1 protein-coding gene is annotated in these 297 nt (G+C 58.9%); it reads right to left on the reverse strand.

All coding sequences use genetic code 11. The features are described from left to right. Positions 1 to 297: acyltransferase (locus tag EN818_RS31905; RefSeq protein WP_135906750.1), on the reverse strand; the 297-nt coding region annotated here is incomplete at both ends.

Consider the following 297-nt stretch of genomic DNA (forward strand, 5'->3'; position numbering starts at 1 on the left):
GTCGCGTTGGCGCCGATCGACGCGCCATCCTCGACGGTCGTCAGCAGAAACGTTTCGGGGTATTCCTTCGAACGGGGGAAGCGATCGTTGGTGAACGTCGCATTCGGGCCGACAAAGACGCGATTGCCCAAGCGAAGGCCGTCCCACAATTGGACACCGCACTTTATGGTCACTTCATCGCCGATGATCACATCATTCTCGATGAAAACATGGTCGCAAATGTTGCAATTCGAGCCGACCACGGCGCCGGGTAGGACGTGGGCAAACGCCCAGATGCGGGTTCCTTCGCCGACGTGC

The sequence above is a fragment of the Mesorhizobium sp. M3A.F.Ca.ET.175.01.1.1 genome (genome assembly GCF_004791945.1).
In the GTDB taxonomy this organism is placed as follows: Bacteria; Pseudomonadota; Alphaproteobacteria; order Rhizobiales; family Rhizobiaceae; genus Mesorhizobium.